Source organism: Pseudomonas sp. NPDC087814, from assembly GCF_044742865.1.
Taxonomy (GTDB): domain Bacteria; phylum Pseudomonadota; class Gammaproteobacteria; order Pseudomonadales; family Pseudomonadaceae; genus Aquipseudomonas.
Genome location: NZ_JBIUVK010000021.1, coordinates 1 through 12,387, shown reverse-complemented (window position 1 = coordinate 12,387; position 12,387 = coordinate 1). Strand labels below are relative to the sequence as shown.

The 12,387-nt window shown below is 60.6% G+C and carries 11 protein-coding genes; 7 read left to right on the top strand and 4 right to left on the bottom strand.

The annotated features are described in order from the left end of the window. Positions 1 to 72 precede the first annotated feature (72 nt). A complete protein-coding gene (locus ACIOMR_RS17205) occupies positions 73 to 786 on the bottom strand; it encodes an SIMPL domain-containing protein (RefSeq protein ID WP_003216012.1) in 714 nt (237 codons plus the stop codon). Between the two features lie 206 nt (positions 787 to 992). Here ACIOMR_RS17205 and ACIOMR_RS17200 point away from each other — a divergent pair, with 206 nt between their 5' ends. From ACIOMR_RS17200 to ACIOMR_RS17190, 3 genes are all read left to right on the top strand, one after another. Beyond that, positions 993 to 2,255: an ATP-binding protein gene (locus tag ACIOMR_RS17200; protein WP_003216013.1), complete on the top strand. Its 1,263-nt coding sequence runs from the start codon at positions 993 to 995 to the stop codon at positions 2,253 to 2,255. Beyond that, entirely contained in the window at positions 2,248 to 2,808 is a 561-nt protein-coding gene (locus ACIOMR_RS17195) for a response regulator transcription factor (RefSeq protein ID WP_003216016.1), read from the top strand. Before ACIOMR_RS17200 ends, ACIOMR_RS17195 begins: the two co-directional genes overlap by 8 nt. Before the next feature lie 100 nt (positions 2,809 to 2,908). Next, positions 2,909 to 4,633, top strand: coding sequence for an ABC transporter ATP-binding protein/permease (locus ACIOMR_RS17190; RefSeq protein ID WP_177080090.1), 1,725 nt, complete (start codon positions 2,909 to 2,911; stop codon positions 4,631 to 4,633). A 198-nt stretch (positions 4,634 to 4,831) separates the two neighbouring features. On the opposite strand, the gene ACIOMR_RS17185 is transcribed toward ACIOMR_RS17190, so the two are convergent. Next, entirely contained in the window at positions 4,832 to 5,269 is a 438-nt protein-coding gene (locus ACIOMR_RS17185) for a YhcB family protein (RefSeq protein WP_003216019.1), read from the bottom strand. A 147-nt stretch (positions 5,270 to 5,416) separates the two neighbouring features. On the opposite strand from ACIOMR_RS17185, the gene ACIOMR_RS17180 reads away from it, so the two are divergent. The 3 genes from ACIOMR_RS17180 (at position 5,417) to zapE (ending at position 8,591) form a co-directional block, all read left to right on the top strand. Further along, the gene (locus ACIOMR_RS17180; RefSeq protein ID WP_102604577.1) at positions 5,417 to 6,046 is read left to right on the top strand and encodes an alpha/beta hydrolase; all 630 of its coding nucleotides are present in this window, start codon (positions 5,417 to 5,419) and stop codon (positions 6,044 to 6,046) included. Positions 6,047 to 6,062: 16 nt separating this feature from the next. After that, complete coding sequence (locus ACIOMR_RS17175; RefSeq protein ID WP_401195409.1) at positions 6,063 to 7,418, top strand: tryptophan--tRNA ligase; 1,356 nt, start codon at positions 6,063 to 6,065, stop codon at positions 7,416 to 7,418. A 78-nt stretch (positions 7,419 to 7,496) separates the two neighbouring features. Then, positions 7,497 to 8,591, top strand: a complete 1,095-nt coding sequence (gene zapE, locus ACIOMR_RS17170; RefSeq protein WP_003216025.1) for a cell division protein ZapE — start codon at positions 7,497 to 7,499, stop codon at positions 8,589 to 8,591. A gap of 194 nt (positions 8,592 to 8,785) precedes the next feature. On the opposite strand, the gene ACIOMR_RS17165 is transcribed toward zapE, so the two are convergent. Continuing rightward, positions 8,786 to 9,706, bottom strand: coding sequence for a GlxA family transcriptional regulator (locus ACIOMR_RS17165; RefSeq protein WP_177036248.1), 921 nt, complete (start codon positions 9,704 to 9,706; stop codon positions 8,786 to 8,788). Between the two features lie 220 nt (positions 9,707 to 9,926). Here ACIOMR_RS17165 and ACIOMR_RS17160 point away from each other — a divergent pair, with 220 nt between their 5' ends. After that, positions 9,927 to 11,063 carry an acyl-CoA dehydrogenase family protein gene (locus ACIOMR_RS17160; RefSeq protein WP_401195406.1) on the top strand — a complete coding sequence of 379 codons (1,137 nt, stop codon included), beginning with the start codon at positions 9,927 to 9,929 and terminating at the stop codon, positions 11,061 to 11,063. 123 nt (positions 11,064 to 11,186) lie between these two features. On the opposite strand, the gene ACIOMR_RS17155 is transcribed toward ACIOMR_RS17160, so the two are convergent. After that, positions 11,187 to 12,227, bottom strand: coding sequence for an NADP(H)-dependent aldo-keto reductase (locus tag ACIOMR_RS17155; protein WP_008437253.1), 1,041 nt, complete (start codon positions 12,225 to 12,227; stop codon positions 11,187 to 11,189). Between the last annotated feature and the right edge of the window lie 160 nt (positions 12,228 to 12,387).

The following is a 12,387-nucleotide window of genomic DNA, read 5'->3' as shown; positions in this document are numbered from 1 at the left end:
CTTGAATGAAGTGCGCAGGCAAAAAAAAACGCTGCCCGTGGGCAGCGTCATTGCAACTGGGGTACCGCTCGATCAAGGCATCTGGACTTCGATCACGCCATCTGCGGTCATGTTGACCTGGCTGGTGCCGGCTTCGACTTCCGGCGTCGGTGCCGAATCCATCGCTGCGGCTTTCATCATCATCCCGCCACGTGCATACGGCTGTGGATAACCGTTGGTGTTGAAGTTCAGGTTGACGATCTTGTAGCCCTTGCCGCCCAGCGCATCGGTGGCCAGTTGGGCACGGGCCTTGAATGCGGTGACCGCTTCTTTAAGCAGGGCATCTTCGCTGGCCTTGCGGGTCGGGTTGGCGATGGCGAAGTCCATGCTGTCCATTTTCAGGTTGGTCAGCATGTCGCCGGTGAGCTTGGACAGGGCGGCGAAGTCGGCACTTTCCATGCGCAGCTCAGCGCGTTCACGCCAGCCGGTGATTTTCTGGTTCTTGTTGTCGTAGATCGGGTAGCTGTTGCGGCTACCCTGGCGCAGGGTCACGCCTTTGACTTCGCGGGCCTGGGCCAGCGCCTTGTTCATGGTGGTGGTGATTTCGGCGGCAAGCTTGGCCGGGTCGGTGTTCTGCGACTCGGTGTACAGGGTGACGATCATCTGGTCGCGCGCCACTTCCTGGCTGACTTCGGCACGCAGGGAAATCTGGTTGTAATGCAGTTCGTCAGCGGCCATGGCCGGCAGGCTGGCGAGGGTAGCGGCGCCGAGGGTGAGGGTGGCTGCACTGCGAATGAAACGAGACATGTAAGCTCCTTGAGATGTTCGTGTTCGGTAAGACTGTAGACGCAAGGTTTCAGTTCTTCGGGTTTACACATTCGCTACAAGTTGGCGGATGCCGACGAACGGTCATGATCCTGCCCCCTGCGTCAAAGAGCCACACACGCCGTGCCAGCGCTGTCGCTTCGTTTATACTCCGTGCGATCCGCCTGCAGCGCTCATCGGGAGAGCTCATGCTCGCCGCCGTAAAACTGACTTCCGCCACCCGCCAGAACCTTTGGCGCCTGACGTTCATCCGCACCCTGGTGCTGGCCGCACAGGCCGGTTCGGTGGGGCTCGCCTATTGGTTCAAACTGCTGCCGCTGCCCTGGTTGCAGTTGGCCGTGACCCTCGGCTTCTCCACGGTGCTGTGTGTATTTACCGTCATCCGGCTGCGCACCACGTGGCCTGTGACCGAGCTGGAATACGCCCTGCAACTGGCCTGCGACCTGTTTATCCACAGCGTGTTGCTGTACTTCTCCGGCGGCTCCACCAACCCGTTCGTGTCCTATTACCTGGTGCCACTGACCATCGCGGCGGTGACCTTGCCGTGGCGTTATTCGGTGGTGCTGTCGGGTATTGCCCTGACCCTGTACACCCTGCTGCTGGCACAGTTCTACCCGTTGCAGACCTTCCCCATCGCCCGGGAAAACCTGCAGATCTACGGCATGTGGCTGAGCTTTGCCCTGTCGGCGGCGGTCATCACCTTTTTTGCCGCACGAATGGCGGAAGAGCTGCGCCGCCAGGAAGAGCTGCGCGCCATTCGCCGTGAAGAAGGCCTGCGGGACCAGCAGTTGCTGGCCGTCGCCACCCAGGCCGCCGGCGCGGCCCACGAATTGGGGACGCCGCTGGCGACCATGAGCGTACTGCTCAAGGAAATGACCCAGGACCATCACGACCCGGCCCTGCAAGACGACCTGAGCGTGCTGCAGGAACAGGTCAAGCAGTGCAAGCTGACCTTGCAGCAGTTGGTGCGCGCCGCCGAGGCCAATCGCCGCCTGGCGGTGGAGATGCAAGACGTCACCCAGTGGCTGGACGAAGCCCTGAACCGCTGGCACCTGATGCGTCCCGAAGCCAGTTACCGGTTCCACCTGCTGGGCCAGGGCACGGTGCCGCGCATGGCGCCGCCGCCGGACCTGACCCAGGCGCTGCTGAACCTGCTGAACAACGCCGCCGATGCCTGCCCGGAAGGGTTGGAAGTGACCCTGGACTGGGATGCGGAAGACTTCACCATCAGCATTCGCGACCACGGCGCCGGTGTGCCGCTGGCGATTGCCGAGCAGATCGGCAAGCCCTTCTTTACCACCAAGGGCAAAGGCTTCGGCCTGGGCCTGTTTTTGAGCAAGGCCAGCGTGACCCGCGCGGGCGGCTCAGTGAAACTCTATAGTCATGAGGAAGGCGGCACGCTCACCGAGCTGCGCCTGCCCCGTGTCGCACGAGGAGACATCGATGAGTGACGAGATCCAAGTCGAAGGCGAAGAACTGCCGCACCTGCTGCTGGTAGATGACGACGCCACCTTTACCCGCGTGATGGCCCGCGCCATGAGCCGTCGTGGCTTTCGCGTCAGCACCGCAGGTTCCGCCGAGGAAGGCCTGGCCATCGCCACGGCCGACCTGCCGGAATACGCGGCCCTGGACCTGAAAATGGACGGCGACTCCGGCCTGGTGCTGCTGCCCAAGCTGCTGGAGCTGGACCCGGAAATGCGCGTGGTGATCCTCACCGGCTATTCCAGCATTGCCACCGCCGTCGAGGCGATCAAGCGTGGCGCCTGCAACTACCTGTGCAAGCCGGCAGATGCCGACGACGTGCTGGCCGCCTTGCTCTCCGAGCACGCTGACCTCGACACCCTGGTGCCGGAAAACCCGATGTCGGTGGACCGCCTGCAGTGGGAACACATCCAGCGGGTGTTGACCGAGCACGAAGGCAACATCTCCGCCACGGCCCGCGCCCTGGGCATGCATCGTCGAACGTTGCAGCGCAAGTTGCAGAAACGCCCGGTTCGACGTTGAACGGCGACTGAACAATCTGCTTCAGGCCGCACGGAGCCCTGAACCGATCGTCTATGATCGGTTCAAACGCCTGTTATTTTTTTCCTACCGAGCCTGAACAATGAATCAGAACGCTGAGTATTCCGCGGTCAATGACGCGGTGCGTGGGCAATTTTTAAGGAAAGTCTGGGCGCTGATCACCCCCTACTGGCGCAGTGAGGAGAAGTTCAAGGCCTGGCTGTTGTTGCTGGTGGTGCTGGGGCTGTCGCTGTTCAGTGTGGCGGTGTCGGTGTGGTTCAACAGCTGGAACCGCGACTTCTATAACGCCCTGGAAAAGAAGGACTACGACGCCTTCACCCACCTGCTGATGTATTTCAGCGTGATCGCCGTGGTGGCGATCGTCACCGGGGTGTTCACTTCCTATTTGCAGCAAATGCTCACCATCCGCTGGCGGCGCTGGCTGACTGAAACCTACTTCGCCAAGTGGCTGAGCGAGAAGAACTACTACCACCTGGAATATGGCGGCTACACCGATAACCCCGACCAACGTATCTCCGAAGACCTCAACGCCTTTACCAGCAGCACCCTGAGCCTGGGCCTGGGGTTTATCAGTAACCTGGTGAGCCTGGTGTCGTTCTCGGTGATCCTGTGGGGCGTGTCCGGCAGTATCGAGGTTTGGGGCATCACGATTCCCGGCTATATGTTCTGGGCGGCACTGGTATATGCCGTGCTGGGCAGTTGGTTGACCCACTTGATTGGTCGAAAACTGATCGGCTTGAGCAACCGCCAGCAACGCTTCGAGGCCGACTTGCGTTTCAGCCTGGTGCGGGTGCGCGAGAACGCCGAAAGCATCGCGCTGTTCAATGGCGAGCCGAATGAACACCAACAACTGAGTGCACGTTTCGGGCGGGTGTGGAGCAACTTCTGGAGCATCATGCAGCTCAAGAAGCGCCTGAACTTCTTCACCAGTGGTTACTCGCAGATCGCGATCATCTTCCCGTTTGTGGTGGCAGCGCCGCGTTACTTTTCCGGCCAGATAGAGCTGGGCGTGCTGATGCAAGTGGCCAGCGCGTTTGGCAGCGTGCAGGGCAGCCTGAGCTGGTTTGTCGACGCGTACACCGTGTTGGCCAGTTGGCGTGCGACCTGTGATCGTCTGCTGAGCTTTGGCGAGGCGATGGAAGAAAACGAAGGCCGCAACACGGGCATCGAGTTGCAACGCCAGGGCGGCAATTTGCAGATGAGCAACCTCAGCCTCGATCTGGCGGATGGTCGTCACCTGCTGGATGGCGCCAACCTGACGGTTGCCGAGGGTGAGCGATTGATGCTCAGCGGGCGTTCCGGCAGCGGCAAGTCAACCTTGCTGCGGGCCATGGGCAATCTCTGGCCAAACGGCCACGGCAACATCCGCTTGCCGGCCGAGCGTTACCTGTTCCTGCCGCAAAAGCCGTACCTGCCGATTGGTACCTTGCGGGGTGTGTTGAGTTATCCACAGGAGGAGGGCGCGTACCCGGCGCAACGTTATGCACAGGTCCTGGAAACCTGCCGCCTGGCGCATCTGATTCCACGCTTGGACGAAGCCAATCACTGGCAGCGCATGCTGTCGCCGGGTGAGCAACAGCGCCTGGCGTTTGCGCGGGCGTTGTTGTTTGAACCGCAATGGCTGTACATGGACGAGGCCACCTCGGCGATGGACGAGGAAGATGAGGCGGCGCTGTATCAGGCGTTGATCGATGAGTTGCCGGGGTTGAGCATCGTCAGCGTCGGGCACCGCAGCAGCCTCAAGCGTTTCCATGGGCGGCACGTGCGGATCGAGAACGGGCAGCTACAAGAACAGCCAGTGTCCTGAAGTCGGACTCGGTCAATGTGGGAGCGGGCTTGCTCGCGAATACGGTGGGTCAGTTAATACATAGGGTGACTGATAGACCGCATTCGCGAGCAAGCCCGCTCCCACATTGGATCAGTGTCGTCTGGTCGACCTGATTCCAACAAAAAAGCCCGGCTGATCATCGATCAGCCGGGCTTTTTCATGCCGCTTGAAAAGCTATTACTTCTTCAAGCCGTAATGCTCATCCAGCATCCCCGGGGCATTTGGCGTTTTTGGCGCGTAATCCCGTGGCGGTTCCTGATTTTCCCGCGGAGGGGTCAGGCGTTCCCGTGGAGCGTGCGGTGCATCGGAATGCAGCGCGGCCAGCAGGCGCTGGCGGGTGATGTCGTCCAGGGCCAGGCGGTTGGCACCCTCGGCGAGATGATCCTGTACTTCCTGATAGCTCTGAGTGAGCTTTTTCACCAGGGTCGCGGTGCTGTTGAAGTGGGTAACAACCTCGTTCTGATAACTGTCAAAACGTTCCTGAATGTCATCCAGCTGACGCTGCGTGCGGTTAGGCGCGGCATTCGGCAGCAGGCGGGCAACCAGGAATCCAATGGCGACACCGGCAACCAAGGCGAGAGTCGGCAACAACCAAACTAAGAGCGAGTGTTCCACGAGTCCTTCCTCTATAAACGGCTTTGCTTTACGTTAACGGCTCGGACCTGCGCTGTATACCGCGATTAAGCTCGCAATGATGCCATGCACAGACTTTTAGCTAGACGAGTCGACCCCTTGAGAGGTCACGGAGTTCCTTCCTTGCTGATGCGTGAAACCCCCGTTTTGATCGATGGCCCGGTAGGCCAACTGGACGCCCTGTATCTGGATCACCCCGAGCCACGTGGCCTGGCGCTGATCTGTCACCCGAACCCGGTGCAGGGCGGCACCATGCTCAACAAAGTCGTATCGACCCTGCAACGCACCGCGCGCGATGCCGGCTTGATCACGTTACGTTTCAATTATCGCGGTGTCGGCACCAGTGCCGGTACGCACGATATGGGCACCGGTGAAGTCGACGACGCCGAAGCGGCAGCCACCTGGTTGCGTGAAAAGCATCCCGACCTGCCGATCACCCTGCTGGGTTTTTCCTTCGGCGGGTTTGTCGCGGCCACCCTCGGCGGCCGCCTGGAAGCCAAGGGCGAAAAACTCGCGCACCTGTTCATGGTGGCCGCGGCCGTGATGCGCCTGCGGGATAACGACGTGTTGCCACAAGGCTGCCCATTGACCGTGATCCAGCCGGAAACCGACGAAGTGGTCGACCCGCAACTCGTCTACGACTGGTCCGCGGCCCTGAATCGCCCCCATGAGCTGCTGAAAGTGGCAGAATGCGGACACTTTTTTCATGGCAAGCTGACCGATCTCAAGGATCTTGTGCTGCCACGTCTTTCGAATTGATGACAAGCGATCACCCATGACGACCCGTACCCGCATCCTCACCGGCATCACCACCACCGGCACGCCGCACCTGGGCAACTACGCCGGCGCGATCCGCCCGGCGATCCTTGCCAGCCAGGACGCCAACGCCGACTCCTTCTATTTCCTGGCCGACTACCACGCCCTGATCAAGTGCGATGACCCGCAGCGCATCCAGCGCTCGCGCATGGAAATCGCCGCGACCTGGCTGGCCGGTGGCCTGGATGTGAACCGGGTAACCTTCTACCGCCAGTCCGATATCCCGGAAATCCCCGAGCTGACCTGGTTGCTGACCTGCGTGGCGGCCAAAGGCCTGCTCAACCGGGCGCATGCCTACAAGGCCTCGGTGGACAAGAACCTGGAGAACGGCGAAGACCCGGATGCGGGGATCACCATGGGCCTGTACAGCTACCCGGTGCTGATGGCCGCGGACATCCTGATGTTCAACGCCCACAAGGTGCCGGTCGGTCGTGACCAGATCCAGCACGTGGAAATGGCCCGCGACATCGGCCAGCGCTTCAACCACCTGTTCGGCAAGGGTAAAGAATTCTTCACCATGCCCGAAGCGCTGATCGAAGAAAGCGTCGCCACCTTGCCGGGCCTGGATGGCCGCAAGATGTCGAAGAGCTACGACAACACCATCCCGTTGTTCACCAGCGCCAAGGACATGAAGGACGCGATCTCGCGGATCGTCACCGACTCCCGCGCGCCGGGCGAAGCCAAGGATCCGGACAATTCGCACCTGTTCACCCTGTACCAAGCGTTTGCCACCAAGGCCCAGGAAGAAGAGTTCCGCGGTGAACTGCTGCAAGGCCTGGGCTGGGGCGAGGCGAAGAACCGTCTGTTCCAACTGCTGGACGGCCAGTTGGGTGAAGCGCGCGAGCGTTATCACCAACTGATGTCGCGCCCGTCGGACATGGAAGACCTGCTGCTGGTCGGCGCCCGCAAAGCCCGCGCCGTGGCTGCACCGTTCCTGGCCGAACTGCGTGAAGCGGTGGGCCTGCGCTCGTTCGTCAATCCGGTCGCCGTGGCTGCCACCACCAAGAAGAAAGCTGCGAAAGCCGCACGCTTTGTCAGCTTCCGCGAAGACGACGGCAGCTTCCGCTTCCGTTTGCTGGCGGCCGAAGGCGAGCAACTGCTGCTGTCGCGCAACTTTGCCGACGGTAAAACCGCAGGCGCCGTAACCAAGCAGCTGCAATCGGGTCAGGCGCTGGATGTACGCAGTGAAGCCTCGAGCTTCAGCGTGTGGCTGGACGGTGAAGTCGTCGCCGATAGCCCGGCGTTCGCCGACAGCGCCTCGCGGGATGCGGCGATCGAAGCCTTGCGCGTTGCGTTGACCCCAATCGAGGATTGACCCGACCAAGGGTTGATTGCCATTCTTCAGGGCCGTCGTTACAGTGGCGGCCCGTTTTTGTTGCCTTGCTAACGAATTATGACGCCCCTAGAACGATATCAAGCTGATCTGAAACGCCCTGAATTCTTCCATGACGCTGCCCAGGAAACTGCGGTGCGCCATTTGCAGCGCCTGTACGACGATCTGGTCCAGGCCTCGCAGAACAAGCCGGGCATGTTCAGCAAGCTGTTTGGCAAGAAAGACCATACGCCGGTCAAGGGCCTGTATTTCTGGGGTGGTGTTGGCCGGGGCAAGACTTACCTGGTGGACACCTTCTTCGAAGCGCTGCCGTTCAAGGAAAAGGTCCGCACCCACTTCCACCGCTTCATGAAGCGCGTGCATGAAGAGATGAAGACCCTGCCGGGCGAAAAGAACCCGCTGACCATCATCGCCAAGCGCTTCTCGGAAGAAGCCCGGGTGATCTGTTTCGATGAGTTCTTCGTGTCCGACATCACCGACGCGATGATCCTCGGCACCCTGATGGAAGAGTTGTTCAAGAACGGCGTGACCCTTGTCGCCACCTCGAACATCGTGCCCGACGGCCTGTACAAGGACGGCCTGCAACGCGCGCGTTTCCTGCCGGCCATCGCCCTGATCAAGCAGAACACCGACATCGTCAACGTCGACAGCGGCGTCGACTACCGCCTGCGTCACCTTGAACAAGCCGAACTGTTCCACTACCCGCTCAACGAAGTGGCCCAGGAAAGCCTGCGCAAGAGCTTCCGCGCGCTGACGCCGGAATGCACCCAGGCGATTGAAAACGACAAGCTGATCATCGAAAACCGCGAAATCATCGCACTGCGCACCTGCGATGACGTGGCCTGGTTCGAATTCCGCGAACTGTGCGACGGCCCTCGCAGCCAGAACGACTACATCGAACTGGGCAAGATCTTCCACGCGGTGATCCTGAGCGGTGTCGAGCAGATGAGCGTCACCACCGACGACATCGCGCGGCGCTTTATCAACATGGTCGACGAATTCTACGACCGCAACGTCAAGCTGATCATCTCGGCGGAAGTCGAGCTCAAGGACCTCTACACCGGCGGCCGCTTGAACTTCGAATTCCAGCGCACCTTGAGCCGCTTGCTGGAAATGCAGTCCCACGAGTTCCTGTCGCGGGCGCACAAGCCGTAAGCGATGTGCTTGAAATGAAAAAGGCCCGCAGCGATGCGGGCCTTTTTTTATGCAAAATTTCCAGGTCAACAGAAAGCAACTGTGGGAGCCGGGCTTGCCCGCGATAGCGGTCTGTCGGTTGATGCCTCTGGTGCCTGGCACGCCGCCATCGCAGGCAAGCCAGCTCCCACATTTTTACTGTGTATACCCTTTGGTTACGCGGCCTGCTGGAACTGCTGGCGATACTGGTTGGGCGACAGCTCGGTATGCTGGCGGAACAGCCTCGCAAAGAAGCTCGCGTCGTCGTAGCCCACCTCGTAACTGATGGTCTTGATGCTTTTGCGGCTGCCGGACAGCAGGCCCTTGGCTGTCTCGATGCGCAACCGTTGCAGGTAGTGCAGCGGCTTGTCACCGGTGGCGGTCTGGAAGCGGCGCATGAAGTTGCGGATGCTCATGCCGTGTTCCCGGGCCACGTCTTCGAAGCGGAACTTGTCGGCGAAGTGCTCTTCGAGCCAATGCTGGATCTGCAGGATGATCACGTCCTGGTGCAGCTTCTGCCCGCCAAAACCGATGCGCCCGGGGGCGTAGCTGCGTTGCACTTCGTAGAGGATGTCGCGGGCCACGGCCTGGGCGATGTTGGCGCCGCAGAAGCGTTCGATCAGGTAGATGTAGAGGTCGCAGGCTGAAGTGGTGCCGCCGGCGCAGTACAGGTTGTCGGCGTCGGTCAGGTGCTTGTCCTGGTTCAGTTGCACCTTGGGAAAGCGTTCGGTGAAAGCGTTGAAGAAGCGCCAATAGGTGGTCGCTTCCTTGCCATCCAGCAGGCCGGCTTCGGCGAGCCAGAACACCCCGGTGGCTTCGCCGCACAGCACCGCGCCACGGGCGTGTTGTTCGCGCAGCCAGGGCAGCACTTGGGGGTAGCGTTGGCACAACGAGTCGAAATCGTCCCAGAAGGCCGGGAGCACGATGATGTCGGCGTTTTCGAGGCCGCCGTCCACCGGCATGATCACATCGCTGAAGCTGCGCACCGACTGCCCGTCGGGGCTGACCAGGCGGGTTTCGAAGGCGGGAGTGAGGCCCTGGCCCAGCTGTCTGCCGTAGCGTAGGCTCGCGAGGTGGAAGAAATCCTTGGCTTGCATGAGGGTTGAAGCGAATACCCGATCAATGGCCAAAATGCTGACGCGCCGCAAGGGCGTGGAGATTTGGTTAGACATAATTTCATTTATTCTTATAGGGGAAAGTGGTCACCAGACGGCTGGATCGTCTTATTTTTTGTCGCATGTGTCCAGTGTCCCGTGACGCCTTCGCGGCTTAGGCTCTGTGATCCCGGTCTTGTCCGACAATTCACACAGGTGACCCATGATTCCCAGAACCTTGTTCAGCTCGGAGCACGAACTCTTCCGCCAGAGCGTGCGCACCTTCCTCGAAAAAGACGCGGCGCCGTTCCACGGGCAATGGGAAAAGCAGGGCTACATCGACCGCAACCTGTGGAACAAGGCGGGGGAGGCGGGGATGCTCTGCTCGCATTTGCCGGAAGAGTACGGCGGCCTCGGGGCGGACTTTCTCTACAGCGCGGTGGTGATCGAGGAGATCAGCCGGCTGGGATTGACCGGGATTGGTTTCTCCCTGCATTCGGACATTGTTGCGCCCTACATTCTGCATTACGGCAGTGAGGCGCTGAAGCACAAGTACCTGCCCAAGCTGATCTCCGGGGAAATGGTCACGGCGATTGCCATGACCGAGCCGGGGGCCGGGTCCGACCTGCAAGGGGTCAAGACTACGGCGGTGCTGGATGGCGATGAATACGTGATCAACGGCTCCAAGACGTTCATCACCAATGGCTTCCTGGCTGATCTGGTGATCGTCGTGGCCAAGACCGATCCCAAGGCCGGCGCCAAGGGCACCAGTCTGTTTCTGGTGGAGGCCAACACGCCGGGCTTCGACAAGGGCAAGCGCCTGGAGAAGGTCGGGATGAAGGCCCAGGATACATCGGAGCTGTTCTTCCAGGATGTGCGGGTGCCCAAGGAGAATCTGCTGGGCCAGGCGGGGATGGGCTTTGCCTACCTGATGCAGGAGTTGCCGCAGGAGCGTTTGACGGTGGCGATTGGTGCGCTGTCGTCAGCTGAGGCGGCGTTGCAATGGACGCTGGAATACACCCGGGACCGCAAGGCGTTCGGCAAGGCGATCATCGACTTCCAGAACACCCGATTCAAACTGGCGGAGATTGCCACTGAAACCCAGATCGGCCGGGTGTTTGTCGACAAGTGCATGGAGTTGCACCTGGAAGGCAAGCTCGATGTGCCCACGGCAGCGATGGCCAAATACTGGGCCACGGACCTGCAGTGCAAGGTGCTGGATGATTGTGTGCAACTGCACGGCGGGTATGGGTTTATGTGGGAATACCCGATTGCGCGGGCGTGGGCAGATGCGCGGGTGCAGCGGATTTATGCGGGGACGAATGAGATCATGAAGGAGATTATTGCGCGGGCGCTTTGAATGCTTGGTGTTTTTGAGGGCCTCTTCGCGAGCAAGCCCGCTCCCACATTCGACTGCATTCCAAAGGTGGAACTCGGTGGAATGTGGGAGCGGGCTTGCTCGCGAAGGCGGTCTAGAGATCAATCAAGGCGCAGGATTCGGATGATCCTTCTGGATCGCCTCAATCCCCGCCAGCACCTCATCCGACAGTTTCAGGTCGGCGCTGGCGATGTTGCTGTCCAGCTGCTCCAGGGTCGTGGCGCCAATGATGTTGCTGGTCACGAACGGTTGTTGGGTTACAAACGCCAATGCCATCTGCGCCGGGTCCAGGCCGTGCTCACGGGCCAGTGCCACATAACGGCTGCATGCAGCTTCCGACTGCGGGTTGAAGTAGCGGCTGAAGCGGCTATAGAGGCTCAGGCGGCCCTTGGCCGGGCGTGCGCCACCTTCGTACTTGCCGCTGAGCATGCCGAACGCCAGCGGTGAATACGCCAGCAAACCGCACTGTTCACGGATGGCGATTTCCGCCAGGCCCACTTCAAAGCTGCGGTTGAGCAGGTTGTAGGGGTTCTGGATCGACACCGCGCGGGTCCAGCCACGGGCTTCGGCCAGGGCCAGGAACTTCATGGTGCCCCACGGGGTTTCGTTGGACAGGCCGATGTGGCGGATCTTGCCGGCCTTGACCTGCTCATCCAGGGCTTCGAGGGTTTCTTCCAGCGGCGTCAGGTCTTCTTCGGCCTTGTGCTTGTAGCCCAGTTGGCCGAAAAAGTTGGTGCTGCGTTCCGGCCAGTGCAGCTGGTAGAGGTCGATCCAGTCGGTTTGCAGGCGCTTGAGGCTCGCGTCCAGGGCTTCGGCGATGTGCTTGCGGTTGTGCTTGAGGCTGCCATCGCGGATGTAGTCGATGGTGTTGCCGGGGCCGGCGATCTTGCTGGCGAGGATCCAGTCGGCACGGTCGCCGCGGCTTTTGAAGTAATTACCGATGTAGCGCTCGGTGGTGGCGTAGGTGTCGGCCTTGGGCGGCACCGGGTACATTTCCGCGGTGTCGAGGAAGTTGATCCCCGCGGCCTTGGCCCGTTCGATCTGTGCGAAGGCCTCTGCCTCGCTGTTCTGCTCGCCCCAGGTCATGGTGCCCAAGGCTATCGCGCTCACGTTCAGATCGGTTCGGCCCAGCTGTCGATAGTCCATCGGGTACTCCTTCGGGGAAAACAATCATAAAAGCAGGTTGAAATTTTTTTGGCAATCTGCATAATTGCCCACCTCTTTCTGCAGTGGAAGTGAATAGCCGCCTGCCTAAGAATCTTGCCGTTGAACGGACGCGCAGACCCTAGCCCCCGATAGCGTCTCT

Coding starts and splice junctions, on each gene's coding strand:
- ACIOMR_RS17205 (WP_003216012.1), bottom strand. CDS start 786: ATGTCTCGTTTCATTCGCAGTGCAGCCACCCTCACCCTCGGCGCCGCT.
- ACIOMR_RS17200 (WP_003216013.1), top strand. CDS start 993: ATGCTCGCCGCCGTAAAACTGACTTCCGCCACCCGCCAGAACCTTTGG.
- ACIOMR_RS17195 (WP_003216016.1), top strand. CDS start 2,248: ATGAGTGACGAGATCCAAGTCGAAGGCGAAGAACTGCCGCACCTGCTG.
- ACIOMR_RS17190 (WP_177080090.1), top strand. CDS start 2,909: ATGAATCAGAACGCTGAGTATTCCGCGGTCAATGACGCGGTGCGTGGG.
- ACIOMR_RS17180 (WP_102604577.1), top strand. CDS start 5,417: ATGCGTGAAACCCCCGTTTTGATCGATGGCCCGGTAGGCCAACTGGAC.
- ACIOMR_RS17175 (WP_401195409.1), top strand. CDS start 6,063: ATGACGACCCGTACCCGCATCCTCACCGGCATCACCACCACCGGCACG.
- zapE (WP_003216025.1), top strand. CDS start 7,497: ATGACGCCCCTAGAACGATATCAAGCTGATCTGAAACGCCCTGAATTC.
- ACIOMR_RS17165 (WP_177036248.1), bottom strand. CDS start 9,706: ATGCAAGCCAAGGATTTCTTCCACCTCGCGAGCCTACGCTACGGCAGA.
- ACIOMR_RS17160 (WP_401195406.1), top strand. CDS start 9,927: ATGATTCCCAGAACCTTGTTCAGCTCGGAGCACGAACTCTTCCGCCAG.
- ACIOMR_RS17155 (WP_008437253.1), bottom strand. CDS start 12,227: ATGGACTATCGACAGCTGGGCCGAACCGATCTGAACGTGAGCGCGATA.